General features: G+C 44.6%; 1 protein-coding gene. It reads right to left on the bottom strand.

Annotation, left to right across the window (positions count from 1 at the left end; translation table 11 throughout):
• Nucleotides 1-133: hypothetical protein (locus ACNQ0T_RS23515; RefSeq protein WP_417930415.1), on the bottom strand; the 133-nt coding region annotated here is incomplete at its 3' end.
• Nucleotides 134-323 lie beyond the last annotated feature (190 nt).

The following is a 323-nucleotide window of genomic DNA, read 5'->3' as shown; positions in this document are numbered from 1 at the left end:
GCTTCAGTGAGGAAAAGGCGCCGTTGATAACGCCGGTGTCGTAACCGAAAAGCAGGCCGCCGAAGGTGGCCACTAAGGTGATCTGATGAAGTCGTTTTCTCTGTTGCTGGTTCAGGTTTGTTATAAATGACATGGTAGTCCCTTTATTTTGTTGAACGACACAAGATAAAAATACATCTCCCCAGTCAGGATTTATCACGCCTGTGTTGTCGTATCTAACTGAATTAAATGATTTTCTTCTTTATGTAATTGCTCAGCACAAGGCAGGGTACGCTAAGCAATGGCGGTCAAAGAGGTTTACGGCTTGGTGTTGACATGGATGT

It is taken from the genome of Enterobacter cloacae complex sp.6700776, from assembly GCF_048284255.1.
Classification (GTDB): domain Bacteria; phylum Pseudomonadota; class Gammaproteobacteria; order Enterobacterales; family Enterobacteriaceae; genus Enterobacter; species Enterobacter intestinihominis.
This window is presented reverse-complemented; position numbering and strand designations above follow the sequence as displayed.